The sequence below is a fragment of the Pseudobutyrivibrio sp. JW11 genome (assembly GCF_900115355.1).
Taxonomy (GTDB): Bacteria; Bacillota; Clostridia; order Lachnospirales; family Lachnospiraceae; genus Pseudobutyrivibrio; species Pseudobutyrivibrio ruminis.
Map to the genome: position 1 here is coordinate 41,096 of NZ_FOWB01000013.1, position 21,651 is coordinate 62,746.

Consider the following 21,651-nt stretch of genomic DNA (forward strand, 5'->3'; position numbering starts at 1 on the left):
ATAGCAGCCCTTTTTATTTAAAACTTATTGCTTTACTCATTTAAAGTGACGATAAATTAAAGCATTAACAGGATATAGTGATGAAGGACATTAAAACAGCAGATATTGTTAACATCGTTAGTGAAATGTGTATTCAAGCAAATCATTATCTATCTGATGATATGAATTCACGATTAAAAAATTCTGTTAACACTGAAAAATCTGAGCTTGGAAAGAAAATTTTAAACCAGCTTCAAGAAAATCTGGATATAGCAGATAAGGAACAGATTCCTATTTGTCAGGATACTGGAATGGCAGTATTTTTTGTGGAGATTGGTCAGGAAGTTCATATCGACGGTGGACTTTTAACAGATGCTATAAACGAAGGCGTTAGAAAAGGTTACACAGAGGGATACCTTAGAAAGTCAGTAGTTTCAGATCCAATTGAAAGAGTCAACACAAAAGATAATACACCTGCAGTAATCCATTACGATTATGTAGCTGGGGACAAATTAAAGATTACATTGGCACCAAAAGGATTTGGTTCTGAAAACATGAGTAGAGTTTTCATGCTAAAGCCGGCTGATGGAATCGAGGGAGTTAAAGAAGCTATTCTTACGGCGGTAAAAGATGCTGGGCCAAATGCCTGTCCACCAATGGTTGTTGGTGTTGGCATAGGCGGAACTTTTGAAAAGTCAGCCCTGATGGCCAAACAAGCACTTACAAGAAGCTTCGACGATAGACCATCAACCCCATGGGTGAAAGACCTAGAGGATGAAATGCTTGAAAAGATTAATAATCTTGGCATTGGACCAGGCGGTCTCGGTGGTACTACTACTGCTCTAGCAGTAAACATTAATACATATGCAACTCACATTGCAGGACTACCAGTGGCAATCAATATTTGTTGCCACGTAAATAGGCATATTACAAGGGAGATTTAATGGAGCATAAAATTCAAACTCCAATAACTTCAGAAATAGCAACATCACTTCATTCAGGAGATTATGTCTACATCACAGGAGAGATATATGTTGCTAGAGATGCCGCTCACAAGCGGATGAAAGAAGCTCTTGATAAGGGAGAAGAACTTCCAATACCTATTGAAAATTCTACAATCTACTATATGGGACCATCCCCAGCTAGGGAAGGAAGACCAATTGGGTCGGCAGGTCCTACTACAGCAAGCCGTATGGATAAATACGCCCCACAGCTTCTTGACCTTGGAATGAAGGCAATGATTGGCAAGGGCAAAAGAAATCCAGATGTTGTAGATGCCATAGTTAGAAACAAAGCTGTTTATTTTGCAGCTGTTGGAGGAGCTGGTGCTCTTCTATCAAAATGTATCAAATCTTCAGAAGTGATTTGTTACGACGACCTTGGAGCTGAAGCTATTAGAAAGCTTTATGTAGAGGATTTTCCAGTAATCGTGGTTATTGATTCTGATGGAAACAACCTATACGAAACAGCTATCAAGGAATTTCAAGTTTTAAATTAGATTTAAAAACTGTGCGGGGTTTTTAAATAAAGTAGTACAAGAAAAGGAGTATAAAAAATTGGCAAAATATGTTGTTAAAAGAGTTTTGCTGGCATTCGTTACAGTAATCATTATTAGTTTGATTACATTCTTCGCAATGAATGCTATTCCAGGCGGTCCTTTCAATAAAGAAAAGGCAGTCAATGAAGCTGTTATTAGACAGCTTGAGGCTAGATATAATTTGGATAAGCCTCTGTGGGAGCAGTACATAATTTATATGAAAAATATGGCACACGGTGATTTCGGTGTATCTCTTAAAAACGGTCGTGAGATTAAAGATATTTTCGCGGAGAGTTTTCCTATCTCTGCAAAGATTGGTTTAATTGCAGCATTCTTCGCAATCATCTTTGGAATTATCCTTGGATCAATTGCAGCACTTAAGAGAAATAAATGGCAGGATAGATTGATTATCTTCTTCATTACGATAATTACCTCCATGCCATCGTTCGTAGTAGCAACTATTTTGCTTTACGTATTTAGTGTAAAGCTTGGTGTAATACAAGCCTTCTCTGCTGGAGAAAACTTAGTATTCTTACCAGTGCTTGCTCTTTGTTTATCTCCACTTGCATATATTACTCGACTTACAAAGACATCAATGCTTGATGCGCTTGGACAGGATTACATCCGTACAGCAAAGGCAAAGGGTGTTTCATCGAGAAAAGTTATCTTCGTTCATGGTCTTAGAAATGCGTTGATTCCAGTTATTACTTATGTAGGACCTATGGTTGCTGGAATCCTTACAGGTTCAATGGTAGTAGAAGCAATCTTCAACCTTGGTGGCCTTGGATCAAAGTTCGTAAGTGCCATCACAAACCGTGATTACACACTTATCATGGCAACTACCATTTTCCTTGCAACAGTTATGGTAATTGCAAACCTTATAACAGATATTGTTTATAAGATTGTTGACCCTCGTATTAAGCTTGACTAAGAATCAATTGAAAAGGAGTTATATTCGATGAAGGACAATTTTAAAAAGGCGCCTTTTTCTGCACAGATTGACCTTAGCAAGTTTTCTATGCAGGATTTTGAAAAGGCAACAGACGAAGAAAAAAGACAGCAGGATGTTATGGGCGAATCTACAACATTCTTTAAGGATGGTATGAGACGTCTTAGAAAGAATCCTTTAGCAATGCTTGCTATCGGAATTCTTATAGCACTTATCATAGTTATTATTTTTGCACCACTTGTTATTCCTTATGGTTATGCAGATATCATGAAGGGTTCTGCAAACTTACATCCATTTGAATACAGTGCATCAGAGCTTAAGCAGATAGCAAAAGGGGAAAGCGTATTCCCTCATATCTTCGGTACTGATTCTCTTGGAAGAGATTATTTTATCCGTGTAATTTATGGAGCTAGAGTTTCACTTGTAGTTGGTATCTTTGCATCAATCCTTGTTTTATTGATTGGTATGCTTTACGGTTCAATCTCAGGTTATCTTGGTGGACGAGTTGACCTTGTTATGATGAGAATTGTTGATATCATCTATTCTTTACCAGACATGTTGTTGATAATTCTTCTTGCCGTAGTTTTAAACGAAACACTTGGAAGTATTATCAAAGGAACTATTTTTGCTAAACTTGGAACAAATATGATTGCTTTGTTTATCGTATTTGGACTTTTATATTGGGTAGGTATGGCTCGTCTTATCAGAGGTCAGATTCTTACTATCAAGCAGAATGAATATGTTCTTGCTGCAAAATGTATCGGTACATCTACATCACGTACAATTTTGAAGCACATTTTACCAAACTGCTTATCAGTAATTATCATTACTACTGCCCTTCAGATTCCATCAGCTATCTTTACAGAGAGCTACCTTTCATTCGTAGGACTTGGTGTTTCTGCTCCAATGCCATCACTTGGTTCACTTGCTAACGAAGCAAGAAGCGGTATGATGACATATCCAGAAAGACTTTTGTTTCCAGCATTTGCAATCTGCTTGATTGTACTTGCATTAAACTTACTTGGCGATGGTCTTCGTGACGCATTCGATCCAAAGTTATCTAGATAAGAGGTGATAGTGATGGAAGATTATAAGTACATATTAGAGTTACAGGATCTACATACTACCTTTACTACAGATAACGGTGATGTAAGTGCTGTAAACGGAGTTAATTTTACACTTGAGCCAGGAAAGACTCTTGGTATTGTAGGTGAGTCTGGTTCTGGTAAATCAGTTACTGCATATTCTATAATGCAGATTCTTGCTGACAACGGAAGCATTTCCGGGGGCAAGGTTTTATACAAAGGCGAAAACATTGTAGATTGGGATGCTAAGCAGATGGCAGGTTTCCGTGGTAGATGCGTTTCTATCATTTTCCAGGATCCAATGACATCTCTTAACCCAGTATTCTCAATCGGTTATCAGTTAAAAGAAGCAATTCTTTTACATACAGACAAAACAAAAGAACAGGCAAACGAAAGAGCTAAGGAATTACTTAGCCTTGTAGGAATCAATGAGCCAGAAAAGCGTCTCAAGCAGTATCCACATGAGCTTTCAGGTGGTATGAGACAGCGTGTTATGATTGCCATGGCACTTGCTTGCGAGCCAGATATCCTTATTGCCGATGAGCCTACTACTGCCCTTGATGTTACAATCCAGGCACAGATTCTTGAGCTTATGCAGGATCTTCAGAAAAAGCTTGGTATGGCAATCATCATGGTAACTCATGACCTTGGTGTAATCGCATCTATGTGTGATGAAATCATCGTTATGTATGGTGGTCGTGTTTGTGAAAGAGGTACAGCAGATGATATCTTCTACTCTCCTTCACATGAATATACAAAGGGCTTACTCCGCTCTATTCCAACAAAATCAAACAGCAAAGAGAGATTAGTACCAATCGGTGGTACACCAATCAATCTTTTAAACATGCCAGAAGGATGTGCATTCTGTCCTCGTTGCGATGAAGCAATGAAGATTTGCTTAAAGGAAAAGCCAGAAGAAATCAGAGTTGGCGAGACACACATGGCATCATGTTGGATGAATATTAAGAATATGAAGCAGGAGGAAGTAGTAAATGAGTAGCGAGAATATTTTAGAAGTAAGCCACTTAAAGCAGTACTTCCCAGTAAAAAATGGATTTAGAACAGTTCCTCTTAAGGCTGTTGATGATATTTCTTTTACAATCAAGCCAGGTGAGACACTTGGTCTTGTAGGTGAGTCAGGTTGTGGTAAGACAACAGTTGGACGTACTCTTCTACGTCTTTACCAGCCAACAAGCGGACGTATTGTATTTGATGGCGATGTTCTTTATGATAGCGAGAAAAAAATTGATGTAAAAATGCAGCCATATCGTAAGCAGATGCAGATGGTATTCCAGGATCCATACTCTTCTCTTAACCCACGTATGACTGTAGAAGATATTATCGGTGAGCCTCTTGATGTGCACAAGCTTTACACATCAAAGGGAGAGCGCCATGACAAAATCATGGAGCTTATGGAAACAGTAGGACTTAACGCAGAGCATGCTACACGTTATGCTCACGAGTTCTCAGGCGGACAGCGTCAGAGAATCGGTATTGCAAGAGCCCTTGCTGTAGATCCAAAATTCATCGTTTGTGATGAGCCTGTATCAGCTCTTGATGTTTCAATTCAAGCACAGGTTGTAAATATGTTTGAGGACCTTCAAAAGCAAAGAGGTTTATCATACTTATTCATCGCTCACGATTTATTAGTAGTTCAGCATATCTCTGACAGAATTGCTGTTATGTACTTAGGTCACATGATGGAAATTGCAGATGCAGATGAGCTTATGGACAACCCAATTCATCCATATACTCAGTCACTTCTTTCAGCAGTACCAATTCCAGATCCTGAGACAGCTAGAAAGAGCCAGAGAATTATCCTTGAGGGCGATGTTCCAAGTCCTCTTAAAATGCCTAGCGGATGTCCTTTCAGAACAAGATGTCGCTATGCTACAGAGCAGTGTGCATGTGAGATGCCTCCATTTACAGATAGAGGAAATGGTCACATGGTTGCATGTTGGAACAAATAAGAGAAGGTATTGGTTTTAATTCCTATAGGGATTGAAATATAAAGAGATTAAAATTATAGGAGGGATAGTATGAAGAAGAAATTAGTCTCATTAGTACTTGTTGCTGCTATGGCACTTTCAATGGTTGCATGTGGCAATAAGGCAGCGTCTACTGAGAGCTCATCTACAGGTGAAGCACCAGCAGTTGCAACAACAAAGGAAGATAAGACAACACTTAACATTTGGATGTCTAGTGAGCCAGCTCACATTGATCCAGCTCTTAACTCATCAGTAGATGGTGGATGTCTTGCAGTTAACTCATTTGAAGGTTTGATGCGTTACAACGAAGCAGGCGAGCTTGAGCCAGCTTGTGCAGAGAGCTATGAGGTATCAGATGATGGACTTACATACACATTCACAATGCGTGATGGTTTAAAGTGGTCTAACGGTGATGATCTTGATGCAACAGATTTCGTTTACTCTTGGAAGCGTGCAGCTTCTCCAGAGGTTGCAGCTGATTACAGCTACCTTTGTGAAATCTTCCCAAGCTTCACATATGAAGAAGGTCTTGGTGATGGTGATGTAGTTGCTTCTGAAGATGGTAAGACTCTTACAGTAACACTTGGAGCAGTTTGCCCATATTTCCTTGATTTATGTGCATTCCCATTCTTCTTCCCAGTTAACCAGGAAGCTGTAGAAGCTTCTATGTCTGATGGTGATCCAGTTGGTACATGGGCTAACGATGCAGGCGAAAACTTCGTATGTAACGGTGCTTATGTTCTTAAATCATGGAACCATGATTCAGATATGACATATGTAAAGAACGACAATTACTGGGATGCTGATTCAGTAACAGTTACAACACTTAACGTAATGCTTACAGCTGAAACAACAGCTGCTTACACAGCTTACACAACAGGAGATCTTGATTTCATCGATGATATTCCTGTAGAGGAAATGGAAACAGCTAAGACAAGCTCAGAGTATGTAGTACTTGATAACCTTGGTACATACTATGCATCATTCAACTACAACACAGATCTTTATGATGAACTTGGTCTTGATGAGGAGCAGGCAAAGGTATTCCGTCATGCTATCACTCTTTTAATTGACCGTCAGTACATCATTGATACAGTTGGTCAGAACAACCAGGAAGTTGCTACATCATTCGTTCCAGCTGGATGCTCAGATGGTAACGGTGGTGAGTTCAAGAACAAGGATTACTACTCAACAGATTATGAAGCAAACGTAGAAGAGGCTAAATCACTTCTTGAGTCTATCGGTTTATATGATACAGCTTCAGATGCTCTTACACAGGATATTTCTTTAACATACCTTACAAACAACTCAGAAGGTAACGTAAAGATTGGTGAGTGTATCCAGGCTGACCTTGCAACAGTAGGAATCAACCTTTCTATCGATCAGGAAGAGTGGAACGTATTCCAGGAGACACGTAAGGCTGGTAAGTACGACTTCGCTCGTGAAGGTTGGATCATGGATTACAACGATCCTATCAACATGCTTGAAATGTACACAACAGCATCAGGAAACAACAACCCACAGTTCGGTAAGGATTCTAGCAAGGATCTTGATTGGGATAAGTATGATCAGATGATTTCTGATATCCGTTCAGAGGCAGATCTTGCTGCACGTGCAGAGCTTATGCATGAGGCAGAGGATTACCTTATGGATACATGGTGCATCATCCCTATCTACTACTACAACGATCCATACATGATCAAGGATTATGTAGATGGTGTATATGGTACTGTAGAGGGAATGAAGTACTTCTATCATGCTACAATCAACTAGTCTTTTTACTAGATTTTAAAGTGTGAAAAATTTTTGGGGAAATCGTGAAGATTTCCCCAAAATATTGTTGACAATGGTGCATTACTCTAGTAGAATAACACTTGCGTCGAAACAAAATAAGTAATTTACCTACAACTTTGGAGAAGTACTCAAGAGGCCGAAGAGGCGCCCCTGCTAAGGGTGTAGGTCGGGCAACCGGCGCGAGGGTTCAAATCCCTCCTTCTCCGTTTTACTTAATAAGGTGCCATAGCCAAGTGGTAAGGCAAAGGTCTGCAACACCTCTATCACCAGTTCAAATCTGGTTGGCACCTCTAATTTAAATCCCTCGACCCTAAGTAATGGGGGCGAGGGATTTTTGTTTATACAAAACTAACTATTCAAAAATGTGAGAAAGGAGAATTTTGCAATGACAATTTATGACGAGTTAGTTGCTCGTGGCCTGATTGCTCAGGTAACAAACGAAGAAGAAATTAAAAAATTAATAAATGAGGGCAAGGCAACTTTCTATATCGGTTTTGATTGTACTGCAGATAGCCTTACAGCCGGTCACTTTATGGCTCTCACACTTATGAAGAGATTACAGATGGCTGGCAACAAGCCAATCGCCCTTATCGGTGGCGGTACTACTATGATCGGTGATCCTTCAGGTCGTACAGACATGAGAAAGATGCTTACACGTGAGGATATCGATCACAACGCTGAGTGCTTCAAGCGTCAGATGGAGCGTTTCATTGATTTCTCTGATGGCAAAGCTCTTATGCTTAACAATGCAGATTGGTTACTTGACCTCAACTATGTTGAGCTTCTTAGAGAAGTTGGAGCATGTTTCTCAGTTAACAACATGCTTCGTGCTGAGTGCTACAAGCAGCGTATGGAAAAGGGACTTTCATTCCTTGAGTTCAACTACATGATTATGCAGTCATACGACTTCTATCACATGTTCCAGCACTATGATTGTAACCTTGAGTTCGGTGGTGATGATCAGTGGTCAAACATGCTTGGTGGTACAGAGCTTATCAGACGTAAGCTTGGTAAGGATGCTCACGCTATGACTATTACTCTTCTCACTGATTCACAGGGTAAGAAAATGGGTAAGACAGCTGGTAACGCAGTATGGCTTGATCCTAATAAGACTTCACCATTCGAGTTCTACCAGTACTGGAGAAATGTTGGTGATGCAGATGTTCTTAAGTGCATCCGTATGCTTACATTCCTTCCAATCGAGGAGATTGAAAAGATGGACAGCTGGGAAGGTGCACAGCTTAACGAAGCAAAGGATATCCTTGCTTATGAGCTTACTCAGATGGTTCACGGTACAGAGGAGGCTGATAAGGCTCGCGAGGCTTCTAAGGCACTTTTCGCAGGCGGAGCAAACTCAGAAAACGTACCATGCCACAAGCTTTCAGATGATGACTTCAAGGACGGTAAGGTAGATATCCTTCAGATTCTTGTTTCTGCTGGTCTTACTGCTAGCCGTGCAGAGGCTCGTCGTGCTGTTCAGCAGGGTGGTGTTTCAGTTAACGGAGATAAGGTTGCTGATCCATTTACATCATACGAAAAGGATGCATTTGCAGAGGAATTCCTTCTCAAGAAGGGCAAGAAATCGTTCTGCAAGATTGAAGCATAAAATCTAAAAATGATATAATAAAAGTGCCAAGAGACCTTGGCACTTTTTTGTATAAAGGAGAATATAAATAATGGGTAACATTTTTTATTTTCAATGGGAGCTCGATTTACTCCACTGGTTTCAGAGCATACATAATAGCTTTTTAGACTGGATAGTTCCGAAGATTACTTCCTTAGGAAATGGCGGATGGTTTTGGATAGTTGTTACTCTCCTACTCTTGATTTTGCCATTCAATAGAAAGATGGGTGTGCAGGCAGCAATATCACTTATCATGACAGTTATTATTTGCAATGTGATTTTAAAGCCAAGTATTATGAGATGTCGTCCATGTTGGCTTGAGCCAGATGTGCAGATGCTTGTTAATATTCCAATGGATTATTCATTCCCATCAGGACATTCAAACGCTAGCTTTGCTGTGGCAACTGCTATATTTACAAGAAATAAAAAGCTTGGAATCCCAGCACTTGTACTAGCTGCTTTAATCGCCATAAGCCGTTTGTATGTGTTTGTACACTGGCCTACAGATGTGCTAGCAGGTTCCTTGATAGGAATATGTGGTGGAATCACAAGCTTTTTCATTGTGAATTTCATTTATAAAAAATTCAATAGAAATGGTCTAGATGATGCCCGTGTCTAAACCATTTCAACAACTAACAATTCATAAGGAGAGAGCACAATTTCTGTGTTGTTAAATGAAGAATTGTCTAAGGTTTTGCTTGTATTGGAAAGTAAAACCTTTTTTATTTTGGAAGGAAGACTAAGTGTCTGGGCATCCTTCTGATAATTAGCAATAACCATTACACTCTTCTCTCCTACCCTACTGTAGGCAAGAAGGTTTTTCTGCTCTGGTTTGTATGGAGCAAATTCGCCATATACTAAAGTTGATTCATATTCAGGATTCTTTCTAAGTGAAATGAGCTCCTTATAAAAATTAAATACTGAATCTGAATTATTAATCTGTTCAGCAAGATTAATATGTTTATATTTTGGATTAATCAAAAGCCAAGGATTTCCAGAGGTAAAACCGGCATTCTCAGAATCATCCCACTGGAAAGGTGTGCGGGCATTATCTCTTGTCACATTTATAAGATGTGCAAGAGCCTCAGCATGTGTTTTGCCTTCATGTAATGCTGTTTCGTAGATGTTGGCATTTGCACAGTCATCCAAATCACTAATATCGTTTACTTTATCCAGATTTTCCATACCTATCTCCTGCCCCTGGTAAATAAATGGAAGTCCAGGAAGAAGGAAATATATACCTGCAAGCATCTTTTTGCTGGTGTCATTTAAATCTTCTTTTGGTATGAACCTTGAAACTCCTCTAGGTTCGTCATGGTTTTCGATGATGTTAGAGAGAAAACCCATGCCATCAACTCTCTCATGAGCCTTAAAAATCGCATTTTTATAGTTCTCAGGAGAAATATCTTCTTTTGTAGATTCAGCAGAAAAATCAAACATGGTAGAAAAGTATCCATGTGAGCCGATGAATAAAGGCAATTCATCATCCTTCTCATTAAATACTTCACCTACGGTGAAGGCATCATGCTTTCTGAATGTCTCATCAGCTAATTCATTAAGGAACTCTCCTACCCCAGTTGCTTCTTTTAGCATATTGTCGATTGAAGAAAGTCCGTCATCACCATCTACAGGATAATCTGAAAATGGGAGTTTCTTTTTAATGTTGATGATGGCGTCGATTCTAAATCCAGCAATACCCTTATCTAGCCACCAGTTAATCATCTTGTAAACTTCCTTGCGAAGCTTAGGATTTTCCCAGTTCAAATCTGGCTGTTTCTTGTGGAACACATGAAGATAGATTTTGTCGTCATGTCCTGGCAATTTTTCCCATACACTGCCTCCAAAGTAGCTACGCCAATTGCAAGGCAAAGAATCACCATCCTTGTAATCTTCAATGTAAAAAAATTTGCCGTATTCTCCGTCAGGGTCTTCGCAGGCCTTTTTAAACCATTCATGTTCATCGGAACAATGATTTACAACCAAATCCATTACTATGCCTATACCCCTCTTCTTCCCTTCTTCAATTAGACGGTCCAAATCAGCAATAGTGCCAAAGCGAGGGTCGATATCGTAGTAATTAGAAATATCATATCCCTGGTCAGCTAAAGGCGAACAATAAATTGGTGAAAGCCAAATAATATCAATTCCAAGATCCTGCAAATAATCTAGTTTTTCAATAACTCCGTTTATATCTCCAATACCATCCCCATTGGTATCGTAAAAACTCTTTGGGTAGATTTGATAAGCTACCTTGTTGTGCCACCATTTTTTTTCCATGTAAAAGCCACTCCTTAGATTAATCTAAGTAAACGCTAACATAAAAATATTGACAGGTAAATAGGTTATGCGTATAACTAAAAACAAGGAGGAGAATGCTATGGTAAGAATCAAAGACATTGCAAAAACATGCGGGGTAAGTACAGCAACTGTGTCGTATGTACTTCATGGTAAATATGAAAAGGTCTCAAAGGAAGTAAGAGAACGAATTGAAGCAGAAATAGCGGAAAGCGGATATATTACAAATCAATCTGCCATCAATCTGGTTAGCAGATGCTCAGGCTTAATTGGCGTAGCGGTAATGGATTCCAGCGATAAAAAGGATATTATGGGTGATCCATATTTTAGTATCCTCTTCTCATATCTTGAAAAGGAATTTAGAAAAAGAGATAAATATATTTTGATTATCCTGGACCAGTCACCAGAACGAGTTGTTAAGGATGCCTTAAGATGGAATTTGGATGGACTGATTCTAAGTAACTACACCAAGGAAGCCATGATTGCAATCAGCCAGGAGTTTGTAAAACCAATTGTTACCATAGATGCGGCCTTTGTTTATGAGTACGATAAACTGGTGCAGGTGTTTATAGACGATTACGATGGTGGATACAAAATCGGCAGTTATTTGGCATCGATAGGTCATACAAATGTGGCAATGCTAGATGATAATGATGAGGAAGACACAAGGCATAGATGGCGCGGATTCCGCCAAAGCTTTATCGATAATGGTATTGAAATCGATGAAAGCTCTCACTTTATTATCGATATGAAAAGGGAAGAACTGCAGGAAGGTTTGGACAGAATCTATCCAGCCTTAATAGAAAAATCAGCTGTTTTTTGTATTTCAGATTTCTACGCATTAAGAGTAATAAAGTATTTAAACGAGCATGGGAAAAAAGTGCCTGAGGACATATCAGTAACGGGATTCGATGATATATTATTCTCAAAATTATCTACACCGGAGCTTACTACAATACGCCAAAACGTGCAGCAAAAAGCAGAATCTGCAGTGGAAAGCATGATGAAAATGATTAAGAATAAGCCAGTGGAACATAACATAAAACTGCCGGTAGAGCTGGTTATCAGGGAGTCATGTAGGCAGTTGTAAAATATTAATAAAAATAAAAAACTAAATATGTCACATAGTAATAGTTATGTGCATAACCTTTGACCCAAGATTATTCTTGGGTTAATTTTTAGTTACAAGGTTATTCGTATAACTAAAGGAGGACAGAATGGAAAAGGCATGGTGGAAAGAAAGTGTCATATACCAGATTTATCCAAGATCTTTTTGTGATTCAAATGGTGATGGCATTGGTGATTTAAATGGTATACGAAGTAAATTAGATTACTTACAAAAGCTTGGAATAAACGTAATTTGGCTAAGTCCAATATATAAATCTCCTAATGATGATAATGGATATGACATCTCAGATTATAAGGACATAATGGATGATTTCGGTAATATGGACGATTTCGACGCCCTATTAAAAGAGGCTCACGAGCATGGAATCAAAATTGTAATGGATTTGGTAGTTAATCATACATCGGATGAGCATAAATGGTTTATCGAAAGCAGATCTTCAAAGGATAATCCTAAGAGAGATTATTACATCTGGCGAGAGCCAAAGGACGGCAAAGAGCCAAATAACTGGGGGTCATGTTTTTCGGGATCGGCATGGGAATTTGATGAAAAGACTGGTATGTATTATCTACATTGCTTTTCAAAAAAGCAGCCGGACTTGAATTGGGATAACGAAAAAGTCAGAGATGAAGTTTTCAACATGATGACTTGGTGGTGCGAAAAGGGCATTGATGGATTTAGAATGGATGTTATTTCCATGATTTCAAAAGTACCTGGATTGCCAGATGGAAACAAGGGCGAGGGTGCTTTGTATGGGGATTTATCCAATACAACAAACGGCCCAAGAGTTCACGAATATTTACAGGAAATGAGAAAGCGAGTGCTTTCAAAATACGACTTGATCACAGTTGGGGAGTGCGCAGGCGTAACTATAGAGGAAGCAAAGAAATATGCAAGCCTTGATAACTCTGAGCTGAATATGGTTTTCGAGTTTGAGCACACAGGGCTAGATTATGATGAAAGAGGAAAATGGACCACCAAAAGATTCTACTTGCCAGATCTTAAGGCAAACTTAAGTAAATGGCAGAATGAACTTGAGGGACAGGCATGGAATTCGTTGTATTGGGACAATCACGATCAGCCTAGAATCGTATCAAGACTTGGAGATGACTCACCACTATCAGCAAAGTGCATCGCCACAGTTCTTCACATGATGAAGGGGACACCTTATATCTATCAAGGTGAAGAGCTTGGAATGACAAACTATCCTTTCAAATCAATTGATGAATGTAGAGACATTGAAATACTAAATGCTCACAAGGAATTGGTTGGCGGAGGCCGAATGTCAGAGGAGGATTTAATGGACGGCATTCGAGCAAAAGGCCGTGATAATGCAAGAACTCCAATGCAGTGGGATGACAGCAGCGAAGCTGGATTTACATCAGGAAAGCCTTGGATAGGGGTAAATCCAAATTACAAGACAATAAATGCTAAGGCTGAACTGGAAGATAAGAACTCAGTTTTTTATTACTATCAAAAGCTGATTGAGCTTAGAAGAAAAAGCCAGTGGTCAGACATTATCGTTTATGGCACTTATGAGCTTTTGGATAAGGAAGATGAAAATATATTTGCATACAGAAGACAATTGGGGGACAGAAAAATTCTTGTTGTATGTAATGTAAGTGCCAATGAGGTGCAATACAAGCTGGATTTTGACGTGGAAAGAAAGGCTTGCTTGATTCGTAATTACGATAATGTGGATTTGGAAAAAGAGATGAGAGTCCCAGCATGGTTTGCTGGTGTTTGGGAAATCTAAATCCTGGTGTTGACATCATGCGAGAATGTTTAGTATATTGTATACATCTCGTGAGGGAGTAGCTAGCGCTATTAAACGAATGCGTTGTTTGTCAACAGACTCGGGATTTACCCTGGCAAACATTAAATAGTGAGACTCACGTGTAGCCATAGATTTGGTTACACGTGGGTCTTTTTTGTTATATTAGCCCTCACAAAAAAGGAGTTTAATATGAGTGTAGTAGACATATTTTTATTTGGAGTAGGTCTATCAATGGATGCATTTGCTGTTGCAATCTGCAAAGGACTGGCAATGAAGCAGGTAAACAAAAAGCAAATGTTTATGATAGCACTATTCTTTGGCGGTTTTCAGGCGTTGATGCCACTGATTGGCTTCATCTTGGGAAGTGCTTTTGCTGATATGATTTCAGCCTATGACCATTGGATAGCCTTCGTACTTCTGTTGTATATAGGTGGCAAAATGGCTATTGAGGCAATCAAAGAATGGAAGGATGAGGATAAGGTTGAGATAATGGACCCACCACTTGATTACAAGGAGCTTACACTTCTTGCAATTGCAACAAGTATTGATGCATTAGCCTGTGGTGTTACTTTTTCATTCTATAAAGGATTTAACATACTTCGTGCAATCTTAATTATTGGTTTAACAACATTTGCTATTTCAGCAGGTGGTGTTTATGTGGGAAATATTTTTGGTAATAAGTTCAAGGCAAAGGCTCAGTTATTAGGCGGATTTATCCTGATTTTCCTGGGCGTGAAGATCTTGCTTGAGCATTTATTTGGAATATCATTTGGGTTTTAAAGGAGGAGAATAAATGACATTTTTTAGCACAATACCAGGAGCTTTGATTCTCTTGGTAGTAGGATTTGTATTTTTGATTAAGGGGGCAGATTTCTTCGTTGAAGGTGCATCTGCAGTAGCAAAAAAGCTTCATGTTCCAGCACTTGTAATTGGTATGACAATCGTTGCAATGGGAACATCGCTTCCAGAGCTTTCAGTTTCTGTTACAGCTTCTTTAGCAAACAGTAATCAGCTTGCAATTGGAAACGTAATTGGCTCAAACATCTTTAATTTGATGGTAGTTTTAGGAAGCTGCGCGTTGTTTTCAGCCCTTGAAGTAGCTGATGACACAATCAAAAAGGATTTTCCATTTTCAGTAGCATGTGCAATTGCTCTCATGATTATGGGATTAATCGGAAGCTCAGTTGGACACATTGATGGAGCAATTCTTCTTATAGCTTTTGTTATTTTCCTTGGTTCAATGCTAATGACCGCAAAAAATCACAGAGCACATGAAGCAGAGCTTGCTGAAGAGGATGTAGAAAAAGAAATTGTAGATATTCCAACATGGCTTTGCATTATCTATATCGTTGGTGGTGCAGTGGCAATTAAGTTTGGTGGTGATTGGGTTGTCGCTTCATGTACAACCTTAGCTCTTAAGTTTGGTATGTCAGAAACTCTTGTTGGTCTTACAATTGTTGCCCTTGGAACATCACTTCCAGAGCTTGTTACATCAATTGTTGCAGCCAAGAAAAACGAGCTTGATATGGCAATCGGAAATGTAGTAGGTTCGAACGTTTTCAATATTCTTTTGATTTTAGGTACAGCAGGTGCTATTTCACCTATGACATACCTTACAGTAAACGCTATTGATACATTGATTCTTGTAGCTTTTTCAGCTGTTGTGTGGCTCATGTGTTTAAAGAAAAAGAACCTCAATAGAGCTAATGGAATCATCATGTTGCTACTTTATGTGGCATATCTTGCTTATATCATCGTAAGAGATGGCGGTGTAGCATAGATTAAATGTGGTAAAAAGAACGGTGTTATGGTAAAATCATAAAGTTTAAAGGGTTGAATAAGGAGGTAATTTTATGGGTCTTTTAGACAATCTTTCAGATAGCATTAGAAGTACCACCCAAGACCTTGGAAAAAAAGCTCAAAACGCCACAGATATGACCAAATTGCAGTATGACAAAAAGGTCAAAGAAGGCGAACTTATCAAGCTTTATGAAAAGCTTGGCAAGAAATACTATCAAGAGCACAAAGATGAGGACAGCGAAGAAATCAAACGAATTACCGCTGTGACTCTTCGAATCAAAGAGATATCAGATGATATCATGGCACTTAAAGGCGGTGTAGCCTGCCCTAAGTGTGGCGCATTAGTCAAAAATGGCTCCATGTACTGTAGTGCATGTGGAGAAAAAATAGAGGATATTTTTGAAGAGTAGGAGTTAAGAATGGGTAACAAAGGCAATTATTACATCACCACAGCAATTGCTTACACATCAGGTAAGCCACATATTGGAAACACATACGAAATCGTGCTTGCAGATTCAATCGCTCGTTTCCGTCGCCAGGAAGGATACGATGTTTTCTTCCAGACAGGAACAGATGAGCACGGTCAGAAAATCGAGTTAAAGGCCGCTGAAGCAGGCATCACTCCAAAAGAGTTTGTTGATAATGTTTCAGGTCAGGTTAGAAATATCTGGGATTTAATGAACACATCTTATGATAAGTTCATCCGTACAACAGATGAGGATCATGAGAAGCAGGTTAAGAAGATTTTCAAGAAGCTCTACGATAAGGGCGATATTTACAAGAGCTCATACGAAGGACTTTACTGTACACCATGTGAGTCTTTCTGGACAGAGTCACAGCTTGTTGATGGCAAGTGTCCTGACTGCGGTCGTGAGGTTCAGCCAGCAAAGGAAGAAGCATACTTCTTCAAGATGAGCAAATACGCTGACAAGCTTATTGATTATATCAATACACATCCTGAGTTCATTCAGCCAGTTTCTCGTAAGAACGAGATGATGAACAACTTCCTTCTTCCAGGATTACAGGATCTTTGCGTTAGCCGTACATCATTTACATGGGGAATCCCAGTAGATTTTGATCCAAAGCACGTTGTATACGTATGGCTTGATGCTCTTACAAACTATATCACAGGTATTGGTTATGAGTGTGATGGTGAGTCATCTGATCAGTTCAAGGCTTTATGGCCAGCTGACCTTCACCTCATCGGAAAGGATATCATCCGTTTCCATACAATTTATTGGCCTATTTTCCTTATGGCACTTGATCTTCCACTTCCAAAGCAGGTATTTGGACATCCATGGCTTCTTACAAAGTCAGCTGATGGTGGCGATGACAAAATGTCTAAGTCAAAGGGAAATGTTATCTATGCAGATGAATTAGTTGATTTCTTCGGTGTAGATGCAGTTAGATATTTCGTTCTTCACGAAATGCCATTCGAGAATGATGGTGCTATTTCATGGCCACTTATGGTAGAGCGTGTTAACTCAGATCTTGCAAACACACTTGGAAACCTTGTAAACCGTACAATCTCAATGAGCAACAAGTACTTCGGTGGCGTTGTTGAGGATAAGGGTGTTACAGAGGATGTTGATGCAGATCTTAAGGCTGTAGTTACAGGCACAGTTGCAGCAGTTGAGTCAAAGATGGCTGAACTTCGTGTTGCAGATGCTATTACAGAAGTATTCAATCTCTTCAAGAGATGTAACAAATATATCGACGAGACAATGCCTTGGGCACTTGCAAAGGATGAGACAAAGCAGGATAGACTTGCTACTGTTCTCTACAACTTGGTTGAGGGTATCTCAATTGGTGCTACTCTTCTTAAGGCCTTCATGCCTGAGACATCAGAAAAGGTATTAGCTCAGATTGGTGCAAAGGAAATTCCTTACGATGAGCTTTCTACTTTCGGCCACTATGTAAACGGTGACAAGGTTACAGATGCTCCAGAGATTCTCTTCGCACGTCTTGACCTTGATGAGGTTATGGCAAAGGTAGCAGAGCTTCATCCAGCACAGCCAGAGGAAGCAGATGCTGATGATGAGGAAGGAATCGATATCGAAGCAAAGCCTGAAATCACATTTGACGATTTCATGAAGCTTCAGTTCCAGGTTGGTAAGATTGTTTCTTGTGAAGCAGTAAAGGGCTCAAAGAAGCTCCTTTGCTCACAGGTAAAGATTGGTTCACAGACAAAGCAGATCGTTTCTGGTATCAGCAAGCACTACTCTCCAGAGGAGATGGTTGGAAAGAAGGTTATGGTTCTTGTAAACCTTAAGCCAGCAAAGCTTGCAGGTGTTCTTTCAGAAGGTATGCTTCTTTGCGCAGAGGATGCTGAAGGCAACCTTTCACTCATGACACCAGAGAAGTCTATGCCATCAGGCGCGGAGATTTGTTAATATGATTTTTGAGACACATGCTCATTATGATGATGAGAAGTTCGACGAGGATAGAGTCGAACTTCTTTCTCATTTATTGAGAGAAAACAATATCGGTAATATTGTAAATGTAGGTGCAACCTTTAGAGGTTGTAAGGACAGTATAAAACTGGCTGAGGAATACGATAATGTATACGCAGCCATAGGAATACATCCAGAGGAAATAGATGAAATAAACGAAGATGTCATCAATTGGCTCAGGGAAAATTCATCAAATCCAAAGGTTGTTGCAATAGGTGAAATCGGCCTTGATTATTACTGGGTGAAGGAGTCGGAACAAAGAGCAAAACAGCGTCTTTGGTTCGACAGACAGATGGATTTGGCTTTAGAGGTAAATTTACCGGTAATTATTCACTCTAGAGATGCGGCAGAAGACACTTTAAACACAATTATTAGGTATAATACACAAGGATTGAAAGGTATTGTCCATTGTTATTCATATTCCAAGGAAATAGCCATGGAATATGTGAAAATGGGATGGTATATTGGTGTTGGAGGAGTAGTGACTTTCAAGAACGGCAGAAAGCTAGTTGAGACAGTAGAGGCTATTCCAATCGAAAACATTGTTCTTGAGACAGATTGTCCTTATATGGCGCCTGTCCCACACAGAGGTGAGCGTAACAGCTCAATCTATCTTAGCCATGTGGCTGAAAAGATAGCCGAATTGAAGGGACTTACTGTAAAAGAAGTGGAAGATATTACCTATGAAAACGCCTTAAGGGTGTATACTAAAAGCAAAAGGAAATAAATATGGCATATTTAAGTAATCCAACATATACGAGAGCTGTTTTGGAAGCTCATGGATTCTCATTTCAAAAGAAATATGGACAGAACTTTCTTATAGATGGCAATGTCCTTGATAATATCATTGATGCAGCAGGCATTACAAAGGACGATTTTGTTCTAGAAATCGGCCCTGGTATAGGAACAATGACACAACGTCTTTGCGAGGAAGCAAGGGAAGTTGTGGCAGTGGAAATCGATAAAACACTTATCCCAATTTTGGATGATACATTATCTACATACAAGAATTGGACAGTTATCAATCAGGATATTTTAAAGGTTGATATTAACAAATTGGCCCTTGAGAAAAACGGTGGAAAGCCGATAAAAGTAGTGGCAAATCTGCCATACTACATTACAACTCCAATTATCATGGGGTTATTCGAAAGTCATGTACCACTTGAATCAATCACAATCATGATTCAAAAAGAGGTGGCCGACAGAATGAAAACAGGACCTGGTTCCAAGGAATACGGAGCATTGTCTTTAGCGGTTCAGTATTATTCAAATCCAGAGATAATATGTGAGGTTCCACCAAGTTGCTTTATGCCACAGCCAAAGGTATCAAGTACAGTAATATCGCTGAGATGTCACAACAATCCGCCAGTTGAATGTGACGAGAAGCTTTTATTCCAGATTATTAGAGCTTCATTTAATCAGCGCAGAAAAACTTTATTGAACGGTCTTAGCAATGGGCTTCATTTTTCAAAGGAGCAAATTGCTGATGCTATAGAGCAGTGTGGTTTTGTACCAACTGTACGAGGAGAGGCGTTATCACTTGAAGATTTTGCCAAATTAACAAATGTATTAAAGCAGGCTTAGGAGATTAACAGACTAGTAGGGAGAGCTTAATTAATGGATGTCCGCAGCTACAGCAGAGAAGTTCAGCTTCTCATAGGTGAAATACAAAAAAATAGAGGCAAGGACTCAGGAACAGTTTTATCAGCTTGCGATAAGCTTTTAGCTTACGGTAAGGGCATGAAGGACGATGCCCTTATTGGGTATGCTTATTTTTCAAAGGGCGAAACCTATTATCTTTTAAATGACGCATCAAATTTCTATTCTCAAATGCTTTCTTGCATGGGACCTATGGAGCACGTAAAGGAGTGGGGATATGTTGCCATGGCAAACAATATGCTAGGCATTGTTTCTCTAAATCGCGGAAATGCTCCATTTGCCCTGGATTATTTCATTAAAGCAATCAGTATTTGTGAGGATTATTCACTTCCAGATATAGAGTGGATGATCCACATGAATCTTGGTTCATTGTACCTTAACATCGAGGAATACCAGAAATCCATTTCTCATACTGAAATTGCATATAGATATATTCTTGATCATAAGAGCTTGGATGGTTTTACTGAAAGTTATACAGCCATCCTACTTGGTATGGGACGAGCTTATTTAAATCTTGATAGAGAGGACAGATGTCTTGAAATCGAGAAGAAGCTTAGAACAGATTGTCTTCCATATTTGATGGAGATGGACAGAATAGTCATCTATTGCTATTTTGCACGAGTTCATCAGGCAATAGGCGAGGATGAAGCAAGAGACTATTGGATTGAAATGGTTAATAAGCATGCCAGCACAAGCATGCCTATTTTGGATGTGTTTGATGATTTCTATGATTATCTTCACATGCTTCTTAAAATTGAAAAATACGATGATTTCTTTAAAGCTTACACAGTTCTTGATGATTTAACAAAGCACACATCTATCAAAAACTTAGAAAGAAAGCTTCTTACCCTTAAGATTCGTTACTACAGAAGAGTAGGACAAATCGAAGAATATAAAATCGCTTCAGTTTTGTATTTCGAGCTATCAGAATTTATGGAACGCGAAAATCGCTTGATGGTCAGCAATATGATCGTTATGCGTAATTCGTATATGGAGCTTACACAAATCAATAAAAAAGTCGAAGAGAAGAATACATTCTTGCAGAAACGTTCAGAGACAGACCCATTAACAGGAATGTATAATAGACTGAAGCTTAATGAGTATAGTGAGGAAGCCTTCGAAAAGGCCCTTATTAATAGATCTAGTATAGCAGTTGAAATCCTTGATATAGATTTCTTTAAGCAGTACAACGATAACTATGGTCACCAGGAAGGTGATAATTGTATCAAGTTCATTGCCAGCACTTTAATAGAAATGGCAAAAGAGGATGGCATTTTCACAGCAAGATATGGTGGAGATGAGTTCGTAGTTATCTATGAAGGTCTTACCAAAGAAATGGTTGAGGCCAAAGCAAATGAATTAAGAGATCGAATATACCAGCAAAAGTGGGAGCATAAGTTTTCTCTTACAGACAACATTGTAACCATTTCTCAGGGTATCTGTTATGGAATACCAGAAAGAGATGCTAGTATGTTTGGTTATCTTCAGGGAGCAGACAAAATGTTATACGAGGTTAAGCAGCAAAGCAGAAATGCAATTAAAATCTGCGATGCGACAGACTTAGTAGAACTAGAGGATGAATGAA

The 21,651-nt window shown here is 39.2% G+C and carries 19 protein-coding genes and 2 tRNA genes; 20 read left to right on the forward strand and 1 reads right to left on the reverse strand.

Translation table 11 applies throughout. The features are described from left to right. Nucleotides 1–80 precede the first annotated feature (80 nt). The 11 genes from BM102_RS11030 to BM102_RS11080 all read left to right on the forward strand — a co-directional run bounded on the left by BM102_RS11030 (nt 81) and on the right by BM102_RS11080 (nt 9,575). Complete coding sequence (locus BM102_RS11030; RefSeq protein WP_090481981.1) at nt 81–923, forward strand: fumarate hydratase; 843 nt, start codon at nt 81–83, stop codon at nt 921–923. Next, a complete protein-coding gene (locus BM102_RS11035; protein WP_090481984.1) occupies nt 923–1,477 on the forward strand; it encodes a Fe-S-containing hydro-lyase in 555 nt (184 codons plus the stop codon). The genes BM102_RS11030 and BM102_RS11035 overlap by 1 nt, the downstream gene beginning before the upstream one ends. 58 nt (nt 1,478–1,535) lie before the next feature. Next, the gene (locus BM102_RS11040; RefSeq protein WP_044939277.1) at nt 1,536–2,447 is read left to right on the forward strand and encodes an ABC transporter permease; all 912 of its coding nucleotides are present in this window, start codon (nt 1,536–1,538) and stop codon (nt 2,445–2,447) included. 27 nt (nt 2,448–2,474) lie between these two features. After that, a complete protein-coding gene (locus BM102_RS11045) occupies nt 2,475–3,533 on the forward strand; it encodes an ABC transporter permease (protein ID WP_090481986.1) in 1,059 nt (352 codons plus the stop codon). A gap of 12 nt (nt 3,534–3,545) precedes the next feature. After that, the gene (locus BM102_RS11050; protein WP_044939283.1) at nt 3,546–4,550 is read left to right on the forward strand and encodes an ABC transporter ATP-binding protein; all 1,005 of its coding nucleotides are present in this window, start codon (nt 3,546–3,548) and stop codon (nt 4,548–4,550) included. Further along, a complete protein-coding gene (locus BM102_RS11055) occupies nt 4,543–5,520 on the forward strand; it encodes an ABC transporter ATP-binding protein (RefSeq protein ID WP_033152540.1) in 978 nt (325 codons plus the stop codon). Before BM102_RS11050 ends, BM102_RS11055 begins: the two co-directional genes overlap by 8 nt. A gap of 69 nt (nt 5,521–5,589) precedes the next feature. Continuing rightward, a complete protein-coding gene (locus BM102_RS11060) occupies nt 5,590–7,311 on the forward strand; it encodes a peptide ABC transporter substrate-binding protein (RefSeq protein WP_090481989.1) in 1,722 nt (573 codons plus the stop codon). Nucleotides 7,312–7,450: 139 nt separating this feature from the next. Continuing rightward, nucleotides 7,451–7,538 (forward strand) — tRNA-Ser (locus BM102_RS11065). 13 nt (nt 7,539–7,551) lie between these two features. Continuing rightward, a tRNA-Cys gene (locus BM102_RS11070) sits at nt 7,552–7,622 on the forward strand. Nucleotides 7,623–7,717: 95 nt separating this feature from the next. Next, nucleotides 7,718–8,938 carry a tyrosine--tRNA ligase gene (gene tyrS, locus BM102_RS11075; protein WP_074791048.1) on the forward strand — a complete coding sequence of 407 codons (1,221 nt, stop codon included), beginning with the start codon at nt 7,718–7,720 and terminating at the stop codon, nt 8,936–8,938. Nucleotides 8,939–9,008: 70 nt separating this feature from the next. Next, nucleotides 9,009–9,575, forward strand: coding sequence for a phosphatase PAP2 family protein (locus BM102_RS11080; RefSeq protein WP_090481992.1), 567 nt, complete (start codon nt 9,009–9,011; stop codon nt 9,573–9,575). Here the strand turns inward: BM102_RS11080 and BM102_RS11085 are convergent. Further along, nucleotides 9,572–11,233, reverse strand: a complete 1,662-nt coding sequence (locus BM102_RS11085) for an alpha-glucosidase (protein ID WP_090481995.1) — start codon at nt 11,231–11,233, stop codon at nt 9,572–9,574. The two genes, BM102_RS11080 and BM102_RS11085, sit on opposite strands and share 4 nt — an antisense overlap. Nucleotides 11,234–11,333: 100 nt before the next feature. Between BM102_RS11085 and BM102_RS11090 the strand changes: the two genes are divergently transcribed. The 9 genes from BM102_RS11090 to BM102_RS11130 all read left to right on the forward strand — a co-directional run bounded on the left by BM102_RS11090 (nt 11,334) and on the right by BM102_RS11130 (nt 21,650). Then, nucleotides 11,334–12,341 (forward strand): LacI family DNA-binding transcriptional regulator, encoded by a 1,008-nt coding sequence (locus BM102_RS11090; RefSeq protein ID WP_177194959.1) that lies wholly within the window; start codon nt 11,334–11,336, stop codon nt 12,339–12,341. 127 nt (nt 12,342–12,468) lie between these two features. Continuing rightward, nucleotides 12,469–14,133, forward strand: a complete 1,665-nt coding sequence (locus tag BM102_RS11095; RefSeq protein WP_090482001.1) for a glycoside hydrolase family 13 protein — start codon at nt 12,469–12,471, stop codon at nt 14,131–14,133. A gap of 210 nt (nt 14,134–14,343) precedes the next feature. Continuing rightward, entirely contained in the window at nt 14,344–14,934 is a 591-nt protein-coding gene (locus BM102_RS11100) for a manganese efflux pump MntP (protein ID WP_074791024.1), read from the forward strand. Nucleotides 14,935–14,947: 13 nt separating this feature from the next. Beyond that, nucleotides 14,948–15,934, forward strand: coding sequence for a calcium/sodium antiporter (locus BM102_RS11105; RefSeq protein WP_090482004.1), 987 nt, complete (start codon nt 14,948–14,950; stop codon nt 15,932–15,934). Nucleotides 15,935–16,007: 73 nt separating this feature from the next. Beyond that, the gene (locus BM102_RS11110; protein WP_090482007.1) at nt 16,008–16,364 is read left to right on the forward strand and encodes a zinc ribbon domain-containing protein; all 357 of its coding nucleotides are present in this window, start codon (nt 16,008–16,010) and stop codon (nt 16,362–16,364) included. A 9-nt stretch (nt 16,365–16,373) separates the two neighbouring features. After that, a complete protein-coding gene (gene metG / locus BM102_RS11115) occupies nt 16,374–18,347 on the forward strand; it encodes a methionine--tRNA ligase (RefSeq protein ID WP_044939313.1) in 1,974 nt (657 codons plus the stop codon). Nucleotide 18,348: 1 nt separating this feature from the next. Then, entirely contained in the window at nt 18,349–19,134 is a 786-nt protein-coding gene (locus tag BM102_RS11120; RefSeq protein WP_090482010.1) for a TatD family hydrolase, read from the forward strand. 2 nt (nt 19,135–19,136) lie between these two features. Then, on the forward strand, nt 19,137–19,991 hold the full coding sequence (gene rsmA, locus BM102_RS11125; protein WP_044939319.1) for a 16S rRNA (adenine(1518)-N(6)/adenine(1519)-N(6))-dimethyltransferase RsmA: 855 nt from the start codon (nt 19,137–19,139) through the stop codon (nt 19,989–19,991). A 33-nt stretch (nt 19,992–20,024) separates the two neighbouring features. After that, nucleotides 20,025–21,650 (forward strand): tetratricopeptide repeat-containing diguanylate cyclase, encoded by a 1,626-nt coding sequence (locus BM102_RS11130; protein WP_049960443.1) that lies wholly within the window; start codon nt 20,025–20,027, stop codon nt 21,648–21,650. The last annotated feature ends 1 nt before the right edge of the window (nt 21,651 follow it).

Excerpts from the sequence above, each read along its gene's own strand:
- BM102_RS11095 (WP_090482001.1), top strand. The coding sequence starts at position 12,469 with ATGGAAAAGGCATGGTGGAAAGAAAGTGTCATATACCAGATTTATCCA.
- rsmA (WP_044939319.1), top strand. The coding sequence starts at position 19,137 with ATGGCATATTTAAGTAATCCAACATATACGAGAGCTGTTTTGGAAGCT.
- BM102_RS11045 (WP_090481986.1), top strand. The coding sequence starts at position 2,475 with ATGAAGGACAATTTTAAAAAGGCGCCTTTTTCTGCACAGATTGACCTT.
- metG (WP_044939313.1), top strand. The coding sequence starts at position 16,374 with ATGGGTAACAAAGGCAATTATTACATCACCACAGCAATTGCTTACACA.
- BM102_RS11110 (WP_090482007.1), top strand. The coding sequence starts at position 16,008 with ATGGGTCTTTTAGACAATCTTTCAGATAGCATTAGAAGTACCACCCAA.
- BM102_RS11090 (WP_177194959.1), top strand. The coding sequence starts at position 11,334 with ATGGTAAGAATCAAAGACATTGCAAAAACATGCGGGGTAAGTACAGCA.
- BM102_RS11035 (WP_090481984.1), top strand. The coding sequence starts at position 923 with ATGGAGCATAAAATTCAAACTCCAATAACTTCAGAAATAGCAACATCA.
- BM102_RS11030 (WP_090481981.1), top strand. The coding sequence starts at position 81 with ATGAAGGACATTAAAACAGCAGATATTGTTAACATCGTTAGTGAAATG.
- BM102_RS11055 (WP_033152540.1), top strand. The coding sequence starts at position 4,543 with ATGAGTAGCGAGAATATTTTAGAAGTAAGCCACTTAAAGCAGTACTTC.
- BM102_RS11105 (WP_090482004.1), top strand. The coding sequence starts at position 14,948 with ATGACATTTTTTAGCACAATACCAGGAGCTTTGATTCTCTTGGTAGTA.
- BM102_RS11120 (WP_090482010.1), top strand. The coding sequence starts at position 18,349 with ATGATTTTTGAGACACATGCTCATTATGATGATGAGAAGTTCGACGAG.
- tyrS (WP_074791048.1), top strand. The coding sequence starts at position 7,718 with ATGACAATTTATGACGAGTTAGTTGCTCGTGGCCTGATTGCTCAGGTA.
- BM102_RS11050 (WP_044939283.1), top strand. The coding sequence starts at position 3,546 with ATGGAAGATTATAAGTACATATTAGAGTTACAGGATCTACATACTACC.
- BM102_RS11130 (WP_049960443.1), top strand. The coding sequence starts at position 20,025 with ATGGATGTCCGCAGCTACAGCAGAGAAGTTCAGCTTCTCATAGGTGAA.
- BM102_RS11080 (WP_090481992.1), top strand. The coding sequence starts at position 9,009 with ATGGGTAACATTTTTTATTTTCAATGGGAGCTCGATTTACTCCACTGG.
- BM102_RS11100 (WP_074791024.1), top strand. The coding sequence starts at position 14,344 with ATGAGTGTAGTAGACATATTTTTATTTGGAGTAGGTCTATCAATGGAT.
- BM102_RS11060 (WP_090481989.1), top strand. The coding sequence starts at position 5,590 with ATGAAGAAGAAATTAGTCTCATTAGTACTTGTTGCTGCTATGGCACTT.
- BM102_RS11085 (WP_090481995.1), bottom strand. The coding sequence starts at position 11,233 with ATGGAAAAAAAATGGTGGCACAACAAGGTAGCTTATCAAATCTACCCA.